22 protein-coding genes are annotated in these 20,960 nt (G+C 41.5%); 18 read left to right on the top strand and 4 right to left on the bottom strand.

Annotated features, from left to right (window positions below):
- Nucleotides 1–7: 7 nt before the first annotated feature.
- From pilW to der, 7 genes are all read left to right on the top strand, one after another.
- The gene (gene pilW / locus FTV50_RS10800; RefSeq protein ID WP_078189612.1) at nucleotides 8–811 is read left to right on the top strand and encodes a type IV pilus biogenesis/stability protein PilW; all 804 of its coding nucleotides are present in this window, start codon (nucleotides 8–10) and stop codon (nucleotides 809–811) included.
- Entirely contained in the window at nucleotides 802–1,596 is a 795-nt protein-coding gene (locus FTV50_RS10795; RefSeq protein WP_111884744.1) for a RodZ domain-containing protein, read from the top strand. Before pilW ends, FTV50_RS10795 begins: the two co-directional genes overlap by 10 nt.
- Nucleotides 1,597–1,619: 23 nt before the next feature.
- The gene (gene ispG / locus FTV50_RS10790) at nucleotides 1,620–2,741 is read left to right on the top strand and encodes a flavodoxin-dependent (E)-4-hydroxy-3-methylbut-2-enyl-diphosphate synthase (protein WP_078192661.1); all 1,122 of its coding nucleotides are present in this window, start codon (nucleotides 1,620–1,622) and stop codon (nucleotides 2,739–2,741) included.
- 3 nt (nucleotides 2,742–2,744) lie between these two features.
- Nucleotides 2,745–4,040, top strand: a complete 1,296-nt coding sequence (gene hisS, locus FTV50_RS10785; protein ID WP_078189609.1) for a histidine--tRNA ligase — start codon at nucleotides 2,745–2,747, stop codon at nucleotides 4,038–4,040.
- Between the two features lie 30 nt (nucleotides 4,041–4,070).
- A complete protein-coding gene (locus FTV50_RS10780; protein ID WP_078192660.1) occupies nucleotides 4,071–4,769 on the top strand; it encodes a tetratricopeptide repeat protein in 699 nt (232 codons plus the stop codon).
- A complete protein-coding gene (gene bamB, locus FTV50_RS10775; RefSeq protein ID WP_078192659.1) occupies nucleotides 4,766–5,911 on the top strand; it encodes an outer membrane protein assembly factor BamB in 1,146 nt (381 codons plus the stop codon). Before FTV50_RS10780 ends, bamB begins: the two co-directional genes overlap by 4 nt.
- 173 nt (nucleotides 5,912–6,084) lie before the next feature.
- Complete coding sequence (der, locus tag FTV50_RS10770) at nucleotides 6,085–7,494, top strand: ribosome biogenesis GTPase Der (protein WP_078192658.1); 1,410 nt, start codon at nucleotides 6,085–6,087, stop codon at nucleotides 7,492–7,494.
- A 77-nt stretch (nucleotides 7,495–7,571) separates the two neighbouring features.
- On the opposite strand, the gene FTV50_RS10765 is transcribed toward der, so the two are convergent.
- On the bottom strand, nucleotides 7,572–8,141 hold the full coding sequence (locus FTV50_RS10765) for a hypothetical protein (RefSeq protein ID WP_111884741.1): 570 nt from the start codon (nucleotides 8,139–8,141) through the stop codon (nucleotides 7,572–7,574).
- A gap of 277 nt (nucleotides 8,142–8,418) precedes the next feature.
- Between FTV50_RS10765 and FTV50_RS10760 the strand changes: the two genes are divergently transcribed.
- Nucleotides 8,419–9,060, top strand: coding sequence for a 4'-phosphopantetheinyl transferase superfamily protein (locus FTV50_RS10760; RefSeq protein WP_111884740.1), 642 nt, complete (start codon nucleotides 8,419–8,421; stop codon nucleotides 9,058–9,060).
- 84 nt (nucleotides 9,061–9,144) lie between these two features.
- Here the strand turns inward: FTV50_RS10760 and FTV50_RS10755 are convergent, their stop codons facing one another.
- On the bottom strand, nucleotides 9,145–9,564 hold the full coding sequence (locus FTV50_RS10755; protein ID WP_078192655.1) for a hypothetical protein: 420 nt from the start codon (nucleotides 9,562–9,564) through the stop codon (nucleotides 9,145–9,147).
- Nucleotides 9,565–9,729: 165 nt separating this feature from the next.
- Nucleotides 9,730–10,506, bottom strand: a complete 777-nt coding sequence (locus FTV50_RS10750; RefSeq protein WP_180024402.1) for an SDR family oxidoreductase — start codon at nucleotides 10,504–10,506, stop codon at nucleotides 9,730–9,732.
- A gap of 104 nt (nucleotides 10,507–10,610) precedes the next feature.
- On the opposite strand from FTV50_RS10750, the gene mazG reads away from it, so the two are divergent.
- The 9 genes from mazG to yjgA all read left to right on the top strand — a co-directional run bounded on the left by mazG (nucleotide 10,611) and on the right by yjgA (nucleotide 17,284).
- Nucleotides 10,611–11,405 carry a nucleoside triphosphate pyrophosphohydrolase gene (gene mazG, locus FTV50_RS10745; RefSeq protein ID WP_180024401.1) on the top strand — a complete coding sequence of 265 codons (795 nt, stop codon included), beginning with the start codon at nucleotides 10,611–10,613 and terminating at the stop codon, nucleotides 11,403–11,405.
- Nucleotides 11,383–11,814 carry a ComEA family DNA-binding protein gene (locus FTV50_RS10740; protein ID WP_180024400.1) on the top strand — a complete coding sequence of 144 codons (432 nt, stop codon included), beginning with the start codon at nucleotides 11,383–11,385 and terminating at the stop codon, nucleotides 11,812–11,814. Before mazG ends, FTV50_RS10740 begins: the two co-directional genes overlap by 23 nt.
- Nucleotides 11,815–11,948: 134 nt before the next feature.
- Nucleotides 11,949–13,418 (top strand): polynucleotide adenylyltransferase PcnB, encoded by a 1,470-nt coding sequence (gene pcnB / locus FTV50_RS10735; RefSeq protein WP_180024399.1) that lies wholly within the window; start codon nucleotides 11,949–11,951, stop codon nucleotides 13,416–13,418.
- Entirely contained in the window at nucleotides 13,415–13,900 is a 486-nt protein-coding gene (folK, locus tag FTV50_RS10730; protein WP_078192650.1) for a 2-amino-4-hydroxy-6-hydroxymethyldihydropteridine diphosphokinase, read from the top strand. The genes pcnB and folK overlap by 4 nt, the downstream gene beginning before the upstream one ends.
- Before the next feature lie 46 nt (nucleotides 13,901–13,946).
- Nucleotides 13,947–14,756 carry a 3-methyl-2-oxobutanoate hydroxymethyltransferase gene (gene panB, locus FTV50_RS10725; RefSeq protein WP_111884734.1) on the top strand — a complete coding sequence of 270 codons (810 nt, stop codon included), beginning with the start codon at nucleotides 13,947–13,949 and terminating at the stop codon, nucleotides 14,754–14,756.
- A gap of 3 nt (nucleotides 14,757–14,759) precedes the next feature.
- Nucleotides 14,760–15,608, top strand: coding sequence for a pantoate--beta-alanine ligase (gene panC / locus FTV50_RS10720; RefSeq protein WP_078192648.1), 849 nt, complete (start codon nucleotides 14,760–14,762; stop codon nucleotides 15,606–15,608).
- Nucleotides 15,609–15,630: 22 nt separating this feature from the next.
- Nucleotides 15,631–16,482 (top strand): RNase adapter RapZ, encoded by an 852-nt coding sequence (rapZ, locus tag FTV50_RS10715; protein ID WP_078189595.1) that lies wholly within the window; start codon nucleotides 15,631–15,633, stop codon nucleotides 16,480–16,482.
- Complete coding sequence (locus FTV50_RS10710) at nucleotides 16,479–16,748, top strand: HPr family phosphocarrier protein (RefSeq protein ID WP_067763492.1); 270 nt, start codon at nucleotides 16,479–16,481, stop codon at nucleotides 16,746–16,748. Before rapZ ends, FTV50_RS10710 begins: the two co-directional genes overlap by 4 nt.
- Nucleotides 16,749–16,750: 2 nt before the next feature.
- Nucleotides 16,751–17,284 carry a ribosome biogenesis factor YjgA gene (gene yjgA, locus FTV50_RS10705; RefSeq protein WP_078189593.1) on the top strand — a complete coding sequence of 178 codons (534 nt, stop codon included), beginning with the start codon at nucleotides 16,751–16,753 and terminating at the stop codon, nucleotides 17,282–17,284.
- 175 nt (nucleotides 17,285–17,459) lie between these two features.
- Here the strand turns inward: yjgA and FTV50_RS10700 are convergent, their stop codons facing one another.
- Complete coding sequence (locus tag FTV50_RS10700) at nucleotides 17,460–19,100, bottom strand: acyl-CoA synthetase (protein ID WP_180024398.1); 1,641 nt, start codon at nucleotides 19,098–19,100, stop codon at nucleotides 17,460–17,462.
- Between the two features lie 534 nt (nucleotides 19,101–19,634).
- On the opposite strand from FTV50_RS10700, the gene FTV50_RS10695 reads away from it, so the two are divergent.
- Nucleotides 19,635–20,915, top strand: a complete 1,281-nt coding sequence (locus FTV50_RS10695; RefSeq protein WP_180024463.1) for a D-arabinono-1,4-lactone oxidase — start codon at nucleotides 19,635–19,637, stop codon at nucleotides 20,913–20,915.
- Nucleotides 20,916–20,960 lie beyond the last annotated feature (45 nt).

The following is a 20,960-nucleotide window of genomic DNA, read 5'->3' as shown; positions in this document are numbered from 1 at the left end:
CAGCCAATTGAAAAAGTTAACGTATAAGTTCACTTTCGTTTCAGCTTTATGTGCATCGGTTTTGGCATTAACAGCATGTCAAACGCCTGAGATTGGGAAAAAAGACCCAGAGAAAGCCGTAAAAATCAGAACGCAATTGGCTGTTGAACACCTGAAAGCAGGGGATTTGGACTCTGCTAAACGTGCATTAGATCAGGCTTTAGAGGTGGATTCTCGCGATTCCCAAGCCAATATGATGATGGGTGTCTTACTACAACGAGAAGGCAGTCCAGCCAACTTAGAAAAAGCAGATAGTTATTTTAAGCGTGCAATTTCAGCAGACTCAAAAAATTCTCAAGCACGTAACAACTACGGTACGTATTTATATCAAGTTGAGCGCTATAATGATGCGATTGAACAGTTCAGCATCGCAGGTTCAACTTTAGGTTATGATCAACGTTTCAAAGCATTGGAAAATTTAGGTCGTATTTACCTGAAAGTGGGTGATGTGGCGAATGCTGAAAAATCATTCAAACAAGCTTTGCAGGCTAATCGTGATTCCTATGTTTCAATGTTAGAGTTGTCTGAAATCTTTTATTTGAATCAGCAGTTCCCTGCTGCCACACAAATGTATGAACAATTTGTACGTGCAGTAGGACAAAAAAATCAGGGTGCGCGTGCACTCTGGATTGGCATTCGAACAGCGCGTGCCAATGGCGACAATTTGGGTATGCAAGTACTGGTCAACCAGTTACGTGCTTTGTTCCCAGAAAGTCCTGAATACCAACGCTATTTGCAATTACAGTACAGTACTGAGGCCGTATGGAAGTAAATCCTAATTCACCGCAATCGAATGGTTCGAGCGTAGCTCCAAATGCATTAGGAAATGTACAACGCCCAGGTGAGTATTTACGTCAAGTACGTATTACGCAAAAACTGGAACTTGAAGCTGTCGCATCAGAACTCAATATTCCATTAAAAACACTGACTGCACTTGAGCAAGATGATTATAAGTCATTGCCTGAAGCGACCTTTATTAAAGGTTACTACCGCACTTATGCCAAATATTTAAAAGTTGATGCAACCAATATCATTCAACGTTTTGATGATATTTATGCTAACGATACGGGATTGTTGCCAAATCACGCGTTAAACAATTCACCGATTAAAATTATGGGTAAATTACCCGGTTCTAACCGTGACCGTAATCGTAAATGGATCAAACGTGGTCTGATTGCATTGGCTGTGTTGGTAGTCATTGGTGCGATCGTGGCAGCGATTCAGGGTATGACCTCGGGCAGCGATAATGAAGACGCTGTGACCAGTGATGTCGCTTCAGAAGTTCAAGTCCTCGACATGAATGGCGGAAATGCAGCGGTCAGCGGTGATCAATTGACATTGACCTTCAGTAGCCCAACTTCAGTACATATTGTTGATTCGACGGGTAAGGTGTTGGCGACAGGTCGTCAAGCATCGACGCTCAACTTAAACGGTGAAACACCATTCCAAATTCGTTTGGATGATGCAACAGTAGTGTCATTAAGCTTAAATAATGAAAATATTTCATTGTCACCATATACCGTAAACGGCAAAGCAGATTTCCGTTTATCACGTTAAGGGACAACAGAGCAGACTGAACAATGATTGAAAATCCAATTAAGCGCCGTCCAACGCGTAAAATTAAAGTAGGTTCGGTGTATGTCGGTGGTGATGCGCCGATCAGCATCCAAAGTATGACCAATACTGAAACCTGTGATGTCGAAGCGACAGTGGCACAGATTCAGCGTTGTGTTGATGTGGGTGCGGACATCATGCGTGTTTCTGTACCGAGTATGGAAGCCGCTGAAGCTTTTGGTGAAATTCGTAAACGTGTGCAAGTGCCACTGGTTGCTGATATTCACTTTGATTATAAAATTGCTTTACGTGTTGCAGACCTTGGTGCAGATTGTTTGCGTATTAACCCGGGTAATATTGGTTCAGAAGCTAAAATTCGTGAAGTAGTAGCTGCTGCACAACACAATGATATTTCTATGCGTATTGGTGTCAATGCCGGTTCACTGGAAAAAGATATTCAAAAGAAATATGGTGAGCCTACAGGTCAGGCTTTGCTTGAATCTGCAATGCGCCATATTGATATTTTAGACCGTTTAAATTTCCATGAATTTAAAGTGTCAGTCAAAGCATCGAATGTATTCCTGACTATGGATGCTTACCGTTTGTTGTCTAAACAAATTGATAACCCATTACACCTAGGTGTGACTGAAGCAGGTGTCTACCGCACGGGTTCAGTCAAATCTGCTATCGCTTTAGGTGGTTTGTTAATGGAAGGCATTGGTGACACCATGCGTATTTCATTGGCAGCAGAGCCTGAAGAAGAAATCAAAATTGGCTTTGATATTTTAAAATCATTGGGCTTACGTTCAAACGGCATTAACTTTATTGCATGCCCAAGTTGTTCACGCCAAGAGTTTAATGTCATCAAAGTCATGCAAACATTGGAAGAGCGTTTAGAAGATATTCGTACCCCAATGGATGTATCGGTGATTGGTTGTAAAGTGAATGGTCCGGGTGAAGCCAAAGAAGCCGATATTGGTGTGGTAGGTGCAAGTCCGCGTTCACTGGTGTATCGTAATGGCGAAAAGAGCCATTTAATTGACACAAATCAGTTGGTTGACGAAATCGAAGCGATGGTTCGTCAACGTGTTAGCGATCTTGAAGACGCTAAAGCTAAAGAGATTATTCGCACAAGTTTTTCTGAGTAGATCATGAGTTCAATCGTCGCAATCAAAGGTTTTAATGACATTCTCCCTACGCAAAGTCCTGCATGGAGACGTCTAGAACAGCATCTATCAAGCTTGATGGATGCTTATGGTTATCAGCAAATTCGCTTGCCGATTGTGGAGCAGACTCATCTGTTCAAACGTTCTATTGGTGATGCAACGGATATCGTTGAAAAAGAAATGTACACATTCTTAGACAAAGGTAATCCGCCTGAGTCTTTGACTTTGCGTCCAGAAGGAACAGCAGGGTGTGTACGTGCAATGCTTGAACATAACTTACTTCGTGGTGCTACACCGCGTGTATGGTATGTCGGCCCAATGTTCCGCTATGAAAAACCACAAAAAGGTCGCTACCGTCAGTTCCATCAATTTGGCGTAGAAACCTTTGGTGTTGCAACACCAGATCAAGATGCAGAATTGATTTTAATGACTGCGCGTTTGTGGAAACGCATGGGCGTTGCAGATAAAGTTCAATTAGAACTCAATACCTTAGGTGAGTCTGATGAGCGTGCAGCTTATCGTGCAGCATTGGTTGAATTCCTAGAGTCACATAAAAATGACTTAGATGAAGATTCACAGCGTCGTCTAACTACGAATCCACTGCGTATTTTGGATTCTAAAGATGCAAAAACACAAAGCATTTTGGAAAATGCGCCAAAACTTCACGACTTTATGGGTGAAGAAACGTTGGCTCACTTTGCCCAATTGCAGCAGTATTTGACTGATGCTGGTATTGGTTTTGTGATCAATCAAAAATTGGTTCGTGGTCTCGACTACTACAATAAAACGGTCTTTGAATGGACAACTACGCATTTAGGTTCTCAAGGAACAGTATGTGCTGGTGGTCGTTATGACGGTTTAGTCGGTCAGCTTAAAGGTAAAGCAGACCAGTCGGTGCCTGCTGTTGGTTTTGCAATGGGTATGGAGCGTTTGCTTCTTCTCCTTGAACAAGTGGAAGACAATACTCCTGTACGTGACTGTGAGCTATTCTTGGTTTCAGATCCTGCAACTCAAGGTAAAGCGTTGGTGCTTGCTGAACAAATACGTGATCAACTTGAAGCGGCGGGTAGCAACATTCGCTTAAAAGTTGGTTCACAAGGTTCAATGAAATCGCAAATGAAAAAAGCCGACCAATCGGGTGCTTTATTTGCTGTGATTTACGGTGAACGTGAGCAAGCAGCAGGGCAAGTGCTGGTAAAAGAGCTAGCGATTGCAGAACAACACGAAGTGAATGTGGCAGACTTTGTTGCGTTCATTATCGAAAAAATTTCTTCAAAATAATCCCTATAACATAAGGAAAAAGGTAATTTCATGAGCGCATTGAGTGAAGAAGAACAACTTGATAATTTAAAATCGTTTGCTAAAAAATATGGCTCTGCCATTGTTAGCGGCATTTTAATTGCGTTGATTGCCTTTTTCGGATGGGAATACTGGCAGAAGAAAACTTTGGCTGAATCGCAAATGCAAACAGCCAAAGTACAGCAGTTAATGGATGATGCTCAGTCGGCGACTGGCGATGCGTTTACACAACTTTCTGCGACTGCAGATAAAATTGTAAAAGAAGCGCCAGATTCGCCACAAGCCATCCAAACTCAGTTGCTTATGGCAAAATTGGCGTATGATAAAGCGGATTATGCCAACGCTGAAAAAGCTTTGAAAAAAGTTGAAAATTCAAAAGTTGATGATGCAGGCTTAATTCAATTGGTGAAATTACGTTTGGCGTATGCACAATTGGCGCAAAAGAAATTTGATGAAGCATTAAAAACCTTAGAAGCGGTTAAAGAACCTGCTTTCCAAGCGACTGCAGATGAAGCCCGTGGCGATGTCTATGTTGCAAAAAATGATATCGAAAATGCAAAGAAAGTTTATCAAAGTGCATGGGATGCTTTGGTTGAACGACAAGAAGAACGTCAAATTTTACAAATTAAACTCGAAAGTGTAGGCGTTTTAGTTGATGATCCTGAAATTGAACGTCCAATTATAGATACACAAGTGGAAGCAACTGAATGAATAGAAAATACAAAATTACCTGTGCGCTGACAGTTTTAACACTTGCTTTGGCTGGTTGTGCAAATAAAGGAAAAGTAGAAAAAGTAAAACCAAATCCTTTACCAAAATTGGAACAGGCAAAAACTTTAGCACCTGTATTTTCAAACAGTGTGGCTTCAACTGAAGAAGCAGATCCACTGCGTTTACGTATGGATGCAGATAATGGCGTTGTTTTTAGCGTAAATCCTAATGGTGAAGTTCAAGCCTACAAAGGCAAAGAGCGTTTATGGCAGAAGAAAATCTCTAAACAAGGTTTGACTGCAGGTGTAGAAGCAGCTGACGGAATTGTGGTTGTTGGTAATGCAAAAGGTCAATTATTTGCATTAGATCAGGCAACAGGTGAACAAAAGTGGACGGCGCAATTAACCGGCGCGTTACTTTCACCGTCGTTGATTCAAGCTGGTCGCGTTATTTCAGTTACCAATGATGGTACGGTATACGCAAACGATGTGGCAACGGGCCAACAAACTTGGACCTATAACTTGCCAAATGTGCAGTTTAGTTTACGTGGTATGGCAGCACCGGTATCACTCGATGCGCGTCATGTTCTCATCGCTTCTTCAAATGCCTATATCTATGTGATTGATGCATTGAGCGGTATTCCGAAAATGCAGCGTCGTGTTGCAGTGTCAGACGGTCGTTCAGATGTACAACGTCTCATTGATATTGACGGTGAACCGACTGTAGCAGGTCAATTTTTAATTACCACCAGTTACCAAGGCCAAGTGACAGCGCTTGATCTTGCCTCACAACAAGTGATCTGGAGCAATGATGCGAGCAGCATTCAGCGTCCTGAAGTTGCGGGCAATGGTGTCTTTGTGGCACAAACTGATGGTAAAATTGTGGCTTATGAAATTACCACTGGTCAAACATTGTGGGAAAATGACCAATTGCTTAATCGTAATTTGAGTAACCCAGTGATGTTAGGTCAAGACCTTGTGGTTGGTGATCTGGATGGTGTACTTCACTTAATCAACCCAGCGACAGGTGAGTTGGTTGGTCGTTCTAAAACCAGTGGTGAAGTACGTTCACTACGTGTAATTGACAATCAATTATATGTGTCGACACGTAAGGGTGCATTAAGCATTTGGCAGAACCGTTAATTTTTCTGCGGCTTATGTTAAAATAAGCCAAACCGTATTTTTAACGCGGGGGATTGAATCATCAATGCCCCGTGTTTTTATTTATTTTAGGCATTTATCCTATTTCCATTCTTCCTAAGCTTTCTGATGTTCAGACCAGACCAAACTGGCTGATCTGGAATAAAGGTTAATCTATGAAACCCGTAATTGCGCTCATTGGTCGTCCGAACGTCGGAAAATCAACGTTGTTTAACCAGATAACCAAGAGCCGTGATGCTCTCGTTGCTGACTTTGCCGGTCTGACTCGTGACCGTAAGTATGGTGACGCGACTTATCAAAATAAATCTTTCATTGTCGTTGATACTGGGGGTATTGGCGAAACTGAAGGTGGTATCGATTCGTACATGGCAGAACAGTCAAAAACTGCCATTAATGAAGCAGATATTATTGTCTTCGTGGTCGATGCGCGCGCAGGCCTATTGGCATCTGATGAGCAAATTGCACGTGACTTACGTACGCTAGGTAAAAAAGTTTATCTTGTTGCCAACAAAGTTGATGGTGTACATGCCGAAGCAGCTTTAGTTGAATTCTTCAAATTGGGTATGGGTGAACCACTTCAAGTGGCTGCCAGCCATGGTCGTGGTGTTCAGCAAATGCTTGAAGAAGTGTTAGCTGAAGTGCCTGAAGATGAAAGTGAAGAACAACACGATAAAGACACAGGCTTACGTTTAGCGATTATTGGTCGTCCAAACGTGGGTAAATCGACTTTAGTGAACCGTTTGTTGGGTGAAGACCGTGTGGTTGCATTTGACCAGCCGGGTACTACACGTGACTCAATTTATATTCCATTTGAACGTGACGGTCGTAAATACACATTAATCGATACTGCGGGTGTACGTCGTAAAGGTAAAGTGGACGAAATGATCGAGAAATTCTCGATTGTGAAAACTTTACAAGCGATGAAAGATGCGCATGTTGTGGTTATTGTTGTCGATGCACGTGAAGGGATCGTTGAGCAAGACTTGCATTTGATCGGTTATGCGCTTGAAGCAGGCCGTGCGATGGTGATTGCCATCAACAAATGGGACAACATGTCTGACTATGACCGTAAACAGTGTAAATTAGATGTTGAACGTCGTTTTGACTTTATTCCATGGGCAAAAATTCACTTAATTTCTGCACTTCACGGTACAGGTGTTGGTGATCTTTATCCATCGATCCACCGTGCTTATGATTCTTCGCATTTGAAAGTATCACCTGCGAAAATCACTCAGATCTTGAATGATGCAACTGATGCGCACCAACCACCAATGGTTCAAGGTCGTCGTATCAAAATGCGTTATGCGCATATTGGCGGACAAAATCCACCGACGATTGTGATTCATGGTAACAAGGTCGATAAAACGCCAAATGACTATCGTCGTTACCTAGAAAACGTGTTCCGTAAAGTTTATAAACTTGAAGGTACGCCAGTCAAAATTGAATTTAAAACCTCTGATAACCCATTTGAAGGTCGTAAGTCGCAAATCGATGAGCGTACGGCTGCACGTAAACGCCGTTATGTTCAGAAGTTCAAAAAAGCGGAAAAGAAATTCAAACGCTAAGTTTGGATAAGCAAAAAAAAGCCTGCAGATATGCAGGCTTTTTTATTTCACTTTATTTATCTAAAAAGATGTGAAAATTAGTTTTTGCACTTTTTAGCTTGGCGGTAAATATCAATATTATCTAGGTTAGCTTGAGCAATTTCCATGGCTTGCTGTGCGCTGCTGCTATCCTGTTGTGTATTTTTATTGCCAGAAAAAGCCGTAGCAAATTGTCCCATACGCGCGGCTGTTTCAGATTGACCTGAAAATGCGGATAGCGCGTTGCCAGCAAGACCAGCCCATTTTGAAACTTGATTATTTTGCTGTGCAGACGCTTGGCTTAATGCGAGTTGCGATGCTTCCAATGTACGTTCGAAAGTTTTACGTTCAACGCTCAGATCAGTGCAATCTAAGGTTTTTAAATAACTGGTGCTATAAACACTATTGTTGGTTTGGTTAGCTTGATTGAAATTTGAGGCATAGCCACGGTCTGCTTGAGCTACAGCATTGGCAGCTTCTTGACGGCTTTGATTCATACGCGCTTCAGCTTGGTCCATAATCGCGCCATTTTTGGCACCCATTACTGCAACGGCTGCATCCAATAAGCCTGCTTGAGCGAAACATGGTAGGACGCAAAGTGAACTGATTAAGGTGATTTTTCTTAGCATCTGGTTTACCCCGAGTTTTAAATTAAAGTTATAAGAATCTAGAGTATTTTATCTAATTAAAGATGTATTTGACATATTTATTATACTTAAGTATTTGAATATATTTATAATATTAAGTATTTCTTAAGTGGTCTGAAATATTTTTAAACTGAGTTTTAAAATCTCGATAAGTCAAAGGACCGATGCGCTCATCTGTATTGTGGTGTATTTTGTGTCGGAGAGTCGCATAAAATATAGCGTCATGGACGTAGTGTAAAAGATATTGGATCAATAACTTATGGCGAAAATTCAGCTTGAATATAGTGCAATTACTGACTTCTTTGTGGAGCCGCATGGCTTGAGTCGTCAAGAGGTAATTGCCGTGCGTAAACAAGCCATTTACCAATATCGAAATCAATTACTTGGGCAGCGGCTAAATAGGTCAGTTGAAAATTCAGATTTTTCAAAGTCTGCATTTGGTAAGCCTTTTCTTCCTGATTTTCCACACTTTCATTTTAATCATAGTCATAGCCAGCAGCATTATGTTTTGGCCAGCAGTGAAAAAATCGTCAATATTGGTGTTGATATTGAGGATTTAAATCGAAAAGTTCGTTTTGATGCGATGGCTCAACACAGTTTTCATCCCGAAGAATTGCTTCATTGGGAGAGCTGTGAGCATAATCCTGATTATTGGTTTAAAGTTTGGACCACCAAAGAGGCGGTACTTAAAGCGTCAGGTTTAGGGATTCGAGTGAACCTGAATGAACTGAATACACAGTGTCATCCTGAGCAGAATGGTGGGATGTGTAGTCATCCCGCAATTGGCACTTTTGCTTATCAGAATATTCAACTGCCGCATGTGATGTTGACGGTGGCATGGGAAAGTGAACAATCTTGCCGAGGCTTTCATTTGCCGAAAATTGAGTTGAATGTCTTATAAATCGGTATGAAATAAAATAACTATAAAAAAAGCCCTGTTCTGGCTGAACAGGGCTTTTTTAAATCAATCTAAACTGGCTTTAGATTAGATTTTGCATTTTTTAGAACCCTGGTAGATACCAATGTTGTCGATGTTTGCTTGAGCAGCAGATTTGTTCGCTTGTTGAAGTTCAAGGTTGCCTGCATCAGAAGTATCTTGCTCACCAGCCAAGCTGTTTGCAATGTTGCCTGCACGAGCAGCTTTTTCAGAGTTACCACCGAAAGCAGCAAGAGCGCCACCCGCTAAACCAGCAAATTTGCTCAATGATTTGCCTGGCGCTTGAGCAGATGCTTGGATGTTTGCAATGTTTTTGTCAGCAGCTTCTAAAGAGCGCTTAGCATTCGCTTTTTCAACAGCAAGAGTTGCACAATCCATCGCTTTTAATTCTGAAGATGCGAATTGAGTTGTAGCAAAAGCAGAAATTGAAATAGAAGTAACAGTTGCAAGAACAAGTAATTTTTTCATGAAATAATTCACTTTTATTGTTAGAAAATAAACGCCCGAAAGTAATGGGCGGGTGAATATTATTCAAAAAAAGGAATTTTGTCCTGTTAAAATGTGACAATTGTGTAACTTTGTGTAATTTGCGTACAAATATGATTGCAAAATTAAATGATTAGTAACACGTTGCTATTTGGGTTTTTGTGCAATCCAAATATTACTTAAGCGGTTGACAAATTGCGGGCTAAACTTCGATAAATTAAATAAAAATTTAGCTTTCATCCCCACAGGTGTATGTGTGGCCATTAAGACCGTATCCTTTTTTTGTACCAAGGTATAAATTTGCTGAGCGACATCGCTCGGTTGAAGATTGATGCCCATTTTCTTAATACTTTGTGCATCCATGTCTTGCACCATCGCGGTTTGAACAAATAAAGGCATTACATCTAAAACGCGAATATTGTATTTTTGCCATTCAATATCCAAGCTTTCAGTGAGCCCACGTACAGCAAATTTAGATGTGGCATAGCTGGCTAAATCTGCTTGTCCATAAATAGCTGAAGCCGAAGAGAGGTTAATCACACGAGCAAAATTGCTTTGTTGTAAATAGGGGAATGCCGCATAGCAACCGTTTACCACTCCTTTGACATTGATATCAACCGTTCGGTGGTGTGCAGACAATTCCGTATGTTCAAAGCTGCCTGAATACAGAATTCCGGCATTATTGACTAAGATATTCAACTGACCTGCCCAAGCAACAAATTCAGCTAAAGCGCTTTGCCATTGCTCTGGTTGTGTCACATCTAAAAGCCCAGCTTTGGCATGGCTACCGAGTTCAGCAGCTAAGGAGGTGACTTGAGATTGGTTAATGTCGTAAAGCCCAACTTTATAGCCTTGTTGTATGAATAGTCGTGCAATTGCTGCGCCAATCCCTTGTCCTGCACCGCTAATAAAAATACTTTGCATGTTATGCTTCCTTAAATTGAGTTGCTCATTCCCTGAGTAAATTTTGAGCATATCAAATTCTGTAATCGAAACAATGTACTGATGAGTAAATAGCTGGAGTTCACATGGAACAATTATTAGCAGTGATGAAAGAATTACGTGAAAAATGTCCATGGGATCAAAAGCAAACCCCAGAAAGTTTGACTCGTTATGCCATCGAAGAAGCCTATGAAGTTGAAGCGGCAGTTCGTTCAGGTCAGAGTGATGATGTACGAGATGAACTGGGGGATTTATTACTGCAAGTGGTTTTTCAGTCGCAGATGTATAGCGAACAAGGCGCATTTGATTTTCAAGATGTGGTGCAAGCCATTACAGATAAATTAATTCGCCGTCATCCCCATGTGTTTCAGGCAGAGCAATTCTCAGCACTCAATGCGGATGATGTGGCAACACTATGGAAACAGATTAAACAACAAGAAAAAGTAGGGAAATCAGTATCTAGATTAGATGAGGTTAAACATGCACCTGCATTAAGCCAAGCAGATGAAATCCAAAAAAATGTGGCGAAAATTGGCTTTGATTTTCCAGATATTGAAGGGGCTTATGGCAAGCTTGAGGAAGAGCTAGGGGAGTTAAAAGAGGCCTTAGCAGGCAAAAAATCCGACGAAATATTTGATGAATTTGGTGATTGCTTATTTTCTCTAGTGAATGTTGGACGTAAGATTGGCATCTCAAGTGAGATGGCACTGTTAAGTACCATTCATAAATTTAGAAGCCGTTTTGCTTATATTGAAGCACAGGCCACATTACAACAAAAACATGTAGAAGACTTGTCCCTGACTGAAATGGATCAGTTATGGGAACAGGCAAAACAACAATTAAAACAACAGGCTGAATATGTACCACATCCTAAAGAATAAATACTCTACACAACTACTTGTCTTGGTTTTGAGTTTAATGGCAGATTTAACTTTTGCTCAAAGCCCTTCGGGTTACGCGGAATGGAAAGCCATGCAGCAAGCTCAAGATCAGCAATTAAAAAAGCAATTTGAGGCCTCGAAGTCCAAAGTGGCAACTGCACCGAGCAATGCCAACTATTATTTGTCACGACCCAGCACCCAACAAAATAGTCGAACAGATCAGGTACGTTTAAATACAGCCTCAGTCGATGAACTGCAGACATTGCATGGAATTGGTCAGAAAAAAGCAGAAGCAATTGTGCAATATCGCAAAAGTAATGGCTTATTTAAAAGCATTGATGATATTCAACAGGTTAAGGGAATCGGTCCTGCGCTGTTTGCTAAAAATAAAGCAAAATTGGCACTTTAAGTGAAGTGTAAAAAAAAGAATTAGGTTAAGCTCAGCTTGAGCATCGAGATAATCAAATTGCCCTTTGATTGTGTTAGAGATATCATTAGCGACATCTTAAGAATTTTACGTTCAGACGTAGGAGACAGCGTCTTTTGCAAACTTTGCGCGCGTCCAAATGTGGTTTATCAACCACACAATTACCTTCTTCCATTTTAGATGTGATTGATGCCTTAACTAAGGCAGGCTATGAAGCTTATATCGTGGGTGGCAGTGTCCGCGACCTAATGTTGGGTCATGCACCTAAAGATTTTGATGCCGTAACTAATGCGACACCAGCTCAGGTGAAAGAAGTCTTCGGGCGACGTTGCCGAATTATTGGTCGTCGTTTTGAGCTGGCGCATGTCTACTCAGGACGTGAACTGATCGAAGTTGCGACCTTCCGTGCGCCGCCTAAAAAAGCCGTGACTTCTGCTGCGGGCATGATTTTACGTGATAATAATTGGGGTACGATTGAGCAAGACTTTGCACGTCGTGACTTCTCGATCAATGCAATGTATTACCAACCACGCAAAGGTGAAGTGCTAGATTTTTGTCATGCAGTAGATGACATTAAGCATAAAACGTTGCGTTTATTGGGTGATCCACAACTACGTTTTGAAGAAGATCCTGTGCGGATGCTTCGGACTTTACGTTTTGCAGCCAAATTAAACTTTAATATTGATCAAAAAATTCTGGATGTCTTTACTCCAGAACTTACTCAATTGCTGCGTGATGTGTCTCCACATCGTTTATACGATGAGTCACAAAAGCTTTTTACCATGGGGCATCTCAATCGCGTCTTACCGATGCTGATCGATTTTGGTATTTGGTATCAATTATTTGCAGATATCAAACCAGTCGTAACGCCATTTATTGAGTTGGCTGCAAAAAATACCGATCAACGTATTTCGATTGGGAAAACCATTAACCCTGCATTTTTCTATGCCGTGTTATTGTGGATTCCGTTCCAAGAACGTTGTACGTTCTATTTAAATAAAGGTGTTGTTCCTGCTGAAGCGCGTGCTCAAGCGGGCTTGGATGTATTGAAGCGTCAGGCTACACGAACCATTATTCCACGCTTTGCCGAAACATTTATTCGTGAAGTTTGGGAAATGCAAACCCGTTTACTAAGTCCAAAACCACAGCAAATTGAAGCACTTTCAGGTCATGCACGTTTCCGTGCAGGCTTTGACTTTCTGCTGCTGCGTGAAAAATCGGGCGATACAAGCACGCAAGGCATGGGGCAGTGGTGGGATGCTTATCAGCAGATGAGCACTGACGAAAAAGAACGAGCAATTAGCCAATACAATCGTCAACGTGCCAAGAGTCGTCGTAAAGCGGCGCATGAAGATGTGGAAGCCAAAACTTCTACTCATCAGCAAGTTGAAATTGAACCGCTGGTGAATGAACCAGAAAGCAGAAGTCGCCGTCAACGTAAGCCTAAATCACATGCCAATAGTCTAGAGACAGTGTCAATCGTTGCAGCGTCAGCCAGTGGTGAAATTGGTGCAGATCATCCGATTTTAAAACGTAAACGTGTGAAACGAGATTTGACTCAGGTTATTTTTGGGCCAACACAATGACGCTGACATATATTGGTTTAGGCAGTAATTTAGGTGATTCTCTACAGATCCTTAGTGAAGCGGTGCATAAACTTGCAACACTCGGAAAAGTGAAAGTCTCAAAACTGTATCAAAGCCCGCCAATGGGGCCACAAGATCAGCCGAATTATTTAAATGCAGCGGTTGCATTAGAAACTGATCTAGCGCCTTTGGCTTTGTTAGATGAATTGCAACGCTTTGAACAAGAGTCGGGGCGTGTACGCCTACGTCATTGGGGGGAGCGTACACTGGATTTAGATTTACTGATTTATGGTGAACAGCACATTCAAAATGAACGTTTGACGGTGCCTCATGTTGGTGTTTTAGAACGTGATTTTGTGTTGAAACCTTTGTTGGATTTAGATGAGAATCTACAGATTAAAGGACAACCATTAAAAGATTTACCTATTTTGAATAATCCAAATTTAACTGTATTGGATGCAGGAAACTGGGCCCATCTTTAATTTTTGTATGACCACTTGAGAAAGCCGTCATCTGAGGAATATTGAAATGATTAGTCTAAGTGACTTGAAAAAATTTAAAGCGGAAGGCCGCAAATTCTCCTGCCTGACTTGCTATGATGCGAGCATGGCAAAAGCAATGGAAGTTGCTGAAGTCGATAGTATTCTGATTGGTGATTCATTGGGGATGACCATTCAAGGGAATGACTCAACTTTGCCTGTCACTGTTGAAGATATGGTATATCACACTGCTGCAGTGCGTCGTGGCAATAAACATGCATTTATTTTGACTGATTTGCCATTTATGACCTATGCCACTTTGAATGACGCTTTGGTGAATTCAAAGACCGTGATGCAAGCAGGCGCACAGATGGTCAAATTGGAAGGTGGTGCATGGTTGTCAGAAACAGTTGAAGTATTGACCCGTAATGGTATTCCAGTGTGTGTGCATTTAGGGTTAACTCCGCAATCGGTTCATGTGTTTGGCGGTTATAAAGTGCAAGCACGTACACGTGAAACCGCGGATCAACTCATTGCAGATTGTAAAGCTGTGGTTGATGCAGGTGCAGCAATTTTACTTTTGGAATGTGTTCCTGCCCAAGTGGGTAAAGAAATTAGTGAATTATTCCCAAATACACCTGTGATTGGGATCGGTGCCGGTGCAGAAACGGATGCTCAAGTCTTGGTTCAACAAGATATGTTGGGACTGACGTTTAGTCACGTGGCGAAATTTGTTCGCAACTTTATGAAAGAGCAAGCAGGGGAAACAGCAATTGTGGATGCGTTTAAAGCGTATCATGCTGCCGTACTTGATGGTAGTTTCCCTGCCAAAGAACATACATTCCAAATTGAGCTGTAAGACATGAAAACTGAAACAACGATTCAAGGTTTAAGTGCATCGCTAAATCCAGCACGTGCTGCGCGCAAAATCATTGGTTTTGTACCAACGATGGGGAACTTGCATGAAGGTCACCTTAATTTAGTTCGTGAAGCACGTAAACTGTGTGATGTCGTGGTGGTAAGTATTTTCGTTAACCCAATTCAGTTTGGTCCAAATGAAGACTTTGACAACTATCCACGTACTTTGGAACAAGATCAGCACTTATTGGCAGAAGTGGGTTGTGACATCGTGTTTGCACCGACTGTTGAACAAATGTATGGCAACAAACCGCGCTTAACAAATATTAGCGTGGGCGGCATTACCAATGATTTGTGTGGCGAACAGCGTCCGGGTCATTTTGACGGTGTTGCTGTTGTTGTGACAAAACTCTTTAATATTGTTCAACCGAATTTTGCATTCTTTGGGCAAAAAGATTACCAGCAACTTGCAGTGATTCGTCAGTTTGTACGTGATTTAAATATTCCACTAGAAGTGATTGGTGTGCCGATTACTCGTGCTGAAGATGGTTTGGCATTGAGTTCACGCAATGGTTATTTAAGTGCGGAAAATCGTGCGATTGCACCAACGATTTACCAAAGCTTGAAAACGGCTGAGGCAGAATTACATGCTGGAACTCAACTTGCAGATGTGTTAGCGAATATTAAAGCAACATTGACAGCGGCGGGTTTTGTTGTGGACTATGTTGAAGCACGTACACCTGAATTACAGAAAATTGAAGAATTTGATCAAGACGTGGTGTTGTTTATTGCGGCTAAATTAGGCGCAACACGTCTTATTGATAATATGCAGGTTAAATATACTGCAGTTTAAAACGGCTATGGGGTAGCAAGCGATGAAGCGCATTTTAATTGTTACAGGACAATCTGGATCTGGAAAGTCATCTGCATTACAGATACTTGAGGATTTGGGCTATTACTGTATCGATAATTTGCCATTGGCCTTACTCCCCGAAATTGTTGAAAAACTCGATTCAGAAAATAATCTTGAACAATTGGCACTGGGTGTGGATGTCCGCAGTACACGTGCAGATTTACAAGAGTTCGATTTGGTTTTTCAACAGCTACAACGCCATGGCTCAGTCGATATTATTTATTTGACCACGCGTGATCAGGAATTGATTGCGCGATTCAGTTCATCTCGACGTCCCCATCCGTTGGCAAGTCGTTTCAAAAGTTTAAATGAGTGCATACAGGAAGAAAAATCTTTACTGTTGCCGATTCAATTACGCTCGACAGTACATATTGATACTACAGACAAGAGCGTACATGATTTAAAACATACCTTGCTGTCTAAACTTGGACAGGCAGATAATTTAATTTTGATCTTACAGTCTTTTGGCTATAAGCATGGTATTCCACTCGATGCAGATTATGTTTTTGACGTCCGTCATTTGCCTAATCCGCACTGGGATATGGAATTACGTAAGTATTCAGGATTAGATGAGCCAGTTCGTCAATTTTTACAGCAAAGTGAACAAACCAATGAAATGTTCCAAGATATTTATAATTTCTTGGATAAATGGCTGCCGGCATTTGCCGAAGGGCATCGTCATTACATGACAGTGTCGATCGGTTGTACAGGTGGGCAACACCGTTCGGTATATATCGTAGATAGACTAAAAAAAGCACTTGAGGCAAAATGGTCTATTCAGGTTCTACATAGAGAAATGAAGCACTGGTCATGATCGACACAACTGTTGACGTAATTAATAAACTGGGTTTACATGCGCGTGCATCTGGCAAGCTAATCGAAGTCACGACCAAATTTCGCTCGTCGATTCAAATTGGTAAGGGTGGAAAATTAGTAGATGCCAAAAATATTATGTCTTTGCTGATGCTTGGCGCAGGCAAGGGCACAACTTTACGCTTAGTGATTGAAGGTGCAGATGAAGAAAAAGCTTTATCTGAAATTCAAGCATTGTTTGCGGCAAAATTTTACGAGGCAGATTAAACGTGGCACGTCGACCGAACCGCTATACCGAAGAAGACTTTGAATCCTTAGAAGGACGTGCAAGTAAAACTGAGCAAAAGAAAGCTGTACAACGTATGGCTGCTTTGGGCGAGGAACTTGCAAAACTGAATCCTAAACAGATTAAAAATCTTCCTGTTGAAGAGCGTCTGATCGAAGCACTACTAGATGCACAAACAATTACTTCACATGAAGCACGACGCCGTCAGTTTCAACGTGTAGGTAAATTACTGCGTAATGAAGATGAAACCATGATTTTATCTTACTTAACCCCGCAGCAAGGTGCGAAAAAAACAGCGCAGCTTCAACGCTGGACTGAACGTATGATTGCCCAAGGTGATCCCGTCATTAAAGAGTTCATGAAAGCACATAATGCTGCTGAACATCATCCTATTCGTCAGCATATTTTGCGTATTCAACGTGATATAGCCAAAAATGTAAGCGAAGAAGAACTGACTGCGTCAAAGTTGAAATTGTTTAACTACATTCAACAAGTGGCTTTATTATCTGATAACTAATGCATGATTAGATAGCCAAGTACTTAGATAGCTCAATGATCAGAGAATTCAACATGATCTGATCATTGAAGCAAAACGTGAAGTTATAGACTTCACATCAAAAAAGCGACCTGATTAGGTCGCTTTTTTTGCTTAAATGATTGAAAAAATCATGCTTGGCTTTTGAGTTTTAACATTAACCAAATTCACCAACAGCGCGCTCTTTAGCCCATTCACGGAGAACGAACTTCTGAAGTTTACCTGTCGAGGTTTTTGGAATTTCGGTAATCACTACATCTTTAGGTACTTTGAAACGTGCAAGGTGCTGCTTACAGAATTCGATCAGTTCTTCAGGCGTTGCTTCTTTACCTGCTTTTAATTCAATAAAGGCACAAGGCACTTCTTGCCAACGAGGGTCAGGTTTTGCAACCACTGCAGCTGTCAGTACAGCAGGGTGTTGATATAGAATTTCTTCTACTTCGAGCGATGAAATGTTTTCACCCCCTGAAATGATCACATCTTTAGAGCGGTCAGTAATTTTGGCATAACCGTCAGGTTGGCAGACTGCTAAGTCGCCGGTATGGAACCAGCCACCGGCAAAGGCTTCAGCCGTTGCTTCTGGGTTTTTCAAATAACCTTTCATTACGATGTTGCCACGGAACATGATTTCACCCATGGTCTGGCCATCATGCGGAACAGGTAACATGGTCTCAGGATCAATGACTTTCATGCCATCTTGAAGCGGGTATGGCACACCTTGGCGAGAATGCAACTGTGCTTGTTCTTGAATGGAAAGATCAGACCAACCAGCTTGCGATGCGCAAAGTGCCGATGGACCATATGTTTCAGTCAAACCATAAACATGTGTGACATTGATGCCAATATTACGCATCCCTTCAATAATCGCTGCAGGTGGCGCTGCACCAGCAACCATCACTTCAACGCGATGGTCAAATTGCGCTTTTTTCTCTTCAGGCGTATTGATCATCATTGAAAGTACGATTGGCGCACCGCAGAAATAATCTACTTTGTGCTCTGCGATCAGTTTGAAAATCAGTTCAGGGTCGATTTTACGTAGACAAATATTGGTTCCACCATTGGCTGCCATGGTCCAAGCAAAGCACCAGCCATTACAGTGGAATAGAGGAAGCGTCCACAGATACGTTGCACGTGGCGTCATGCCGCAAGCAATGATGTTACTCGCTGCATTGATATATGCGCCGCGGTGATGATACACCACGCCTTTTGGATTCCCTGTGGTACCCGAGGTATAGCTTAAACTAATCGCATCCCATTCATCTTGAGGTAAGTGCCATTCAAAGTTGGCATCGCCTTGCGCCAACCAGTCTTCAAATTCAATTTGTCCAATCGGTTGTGCTGTGCCTTCAAATTCAGCATCTGCAACATCAATGACATAAATGTCTTGATCGATCAAAGCCAAAGCTTCGGTGGCAACTTGAGCAAATTCAGGGTCAACCAACAGGACTTTGGTTTCTGCATGTTCCAGCATGAAGGCAATGGTTTTCGCATCAAGGCGTGTATTTAGCGTATTTAGTACAGCACCCGCCATCGGTACGGCAAAGTGTGCTTCAACCATAGCCGGAATGTTCGGTAATAACACAGACACGGTGTCGTTTTTACCAATGCCTAATTGTTGCAACTGATGTGCAAATTGACGACAGCGGTTATATGTTTGGCGCCATGAAATATGACGTTTGCCATGGATAATGGCATCCTGATCAGGATAAATATAAGCTGCACGCTCTAAATAACGTAGAGGCGAAAGTGCCACAAAATTTGCCGGGGTCCGTGGCAATTCATCGTATGCGCTAACCATCGTGGTACTCCAAGTCCATGTCTATTTGTTTTAAATCTGACTTAACAATAATTCAGTCCGTAGCTTCTCTGCATTTATGCTTTAGTCGAGTATTTATACTAAATTTTTAAGTTATTGAAATTGAATAAAATAAAAACAGTAAAGTGACAAAAATGAACCCTATGGTTCTCAAAATTGATTTTTTAGCATAAATAATTTAGCTGAAAAATATACAATAGTTGTTGGTTTTTTATGCTGATTTTACCGATGTTTTCGTGCGTGATCCTTTTTATTGATCAGGTTTGAATGATGCTTAACGAATAATGTAGAGTGCCTTGAATAGTCTTTGTGGGAGTATAAACGAATGATATTTTTTTTAATTGATCGTTGCTTATTTGCTGTTTTATAACAATAAACTTAAATTTGAGAAGATACAGAACTTCGTATAATCTAAGTAAAAAATCAAGATGGCTTGTGCATTAACATTGCAAAAGCGGAATCAAAAATAAAACAATACGGCTAAATACAATAAAAAGTATGGCGACAAGGATGAATATGACAATTCAACACGACATTGCATGGGAAAATTGGTCAGGTGCTCAGAAGTCGATCCCGAAGTCATTTATACAACCGCAAAATCTTGAGCAATTAATGGATGTGGTGCAATCCCATCCTAAGATTCGTATGGTCGGTGCAGGGCACTCATTTAGCCCTTTGGTAAAAACCACAGATACCTTAGTAAGTTTAGATCATCTCAAAGGCATTCTAGATATCGATGCTGAACGCTGCCAAAGTAACGTCCAAGCTGGCACACGATTATTTGATTTGGGGGAGAAGCTCGCCTCTTTTGATCAGGCACTGATCAATCAAGGTGATATTGATCGTCAAAGTTTGGCTGGGGCTATTGCAACAGGAACACATGGTACCGGACTCGAATTACCGTGTTTATCGGCGCTGGTTACGGGTTTCGAATTATTAACCGCGCAGGGCGAATTACTACAATGCAGTGCTGAACAGAACAGCGAAATTTTCCAAGCAGGGCGTGTTTCACTCGGGAGTTTAGGCGTGCTGACGCATGTGCAGCTGCAAAATCGGCCGATGTATAAACTCAAAGAACAGACGCGATTATGTCCGCTGAAAGATGTCATGCAGAATATGCAGCAATGGCAATATGCACATCGACATATTGAGTTCTGGGCATTTAGTCATGCCGATCAGGTTATTTTAAAAACCTTAGATGAGACGGAAGATAACCTTCAACCGCGGAAAGAACAGTGGTTAGATGACGACGTATTACTCAAATTTTGTGCAGAATTGACGCGATTCTTTCCACCACTGAATCCATGGCTACAAAACTTATTGGGTGTTTTTGTCAAACCTTCGATGAACGTAGATTGGTCAAGTCGAATTTTTCCTTCTGCTCGAAATACCAAATTTAATGAGATGGAATACCAGATTCCGCTGCAACACGGGATGAATTGTTTAGAAGAAATTTTGCATACCCTTCGACGACATAAGGTTCCGATGTTTTTCCCGCTAGAATATCGACTTGTACGTGGGGATGATATTTGGCTCAGTCCGTTTTATCAGCAAGATTCGGCCTCAATTTCGGTGCATCAGTTCTATAAGCAAGATTATCAAGTCATCTTTAAGCTCGTGGAGCCGATTTTTTTAAAATATGGCGGGCGTCCGCATTGGGGGAAATTGCATAGCCTAAATGCGCGGCAGCTTCAAAATGTGTACCCCAAGTGGCAGGATTTTTTAAATATTCGACAAGAATTAGATCCGAAGCAAAAGTGGCTCAGTCCAGAGCTACAGCAAATACTGATTGAATAAGCATCGTGGAACGTTAAACGTTGAAGACCAATTGAACGATATGAA

The organism is Acinetobacter sp. YH1901134, from assembly GCF_013416965.1.
Lineage (GTDB): Bacteria > Pseudomonadota > Gammaproteobacteria > Pseudomonadales > Moraxellaceae > Acinetobacter > Acinetobacter amyesii.
The sequence above is the reverse complement of the archived record's forward strand: the minus strand, read 5'-3'. Positions and strand labels throughout refer to the sequence as shown.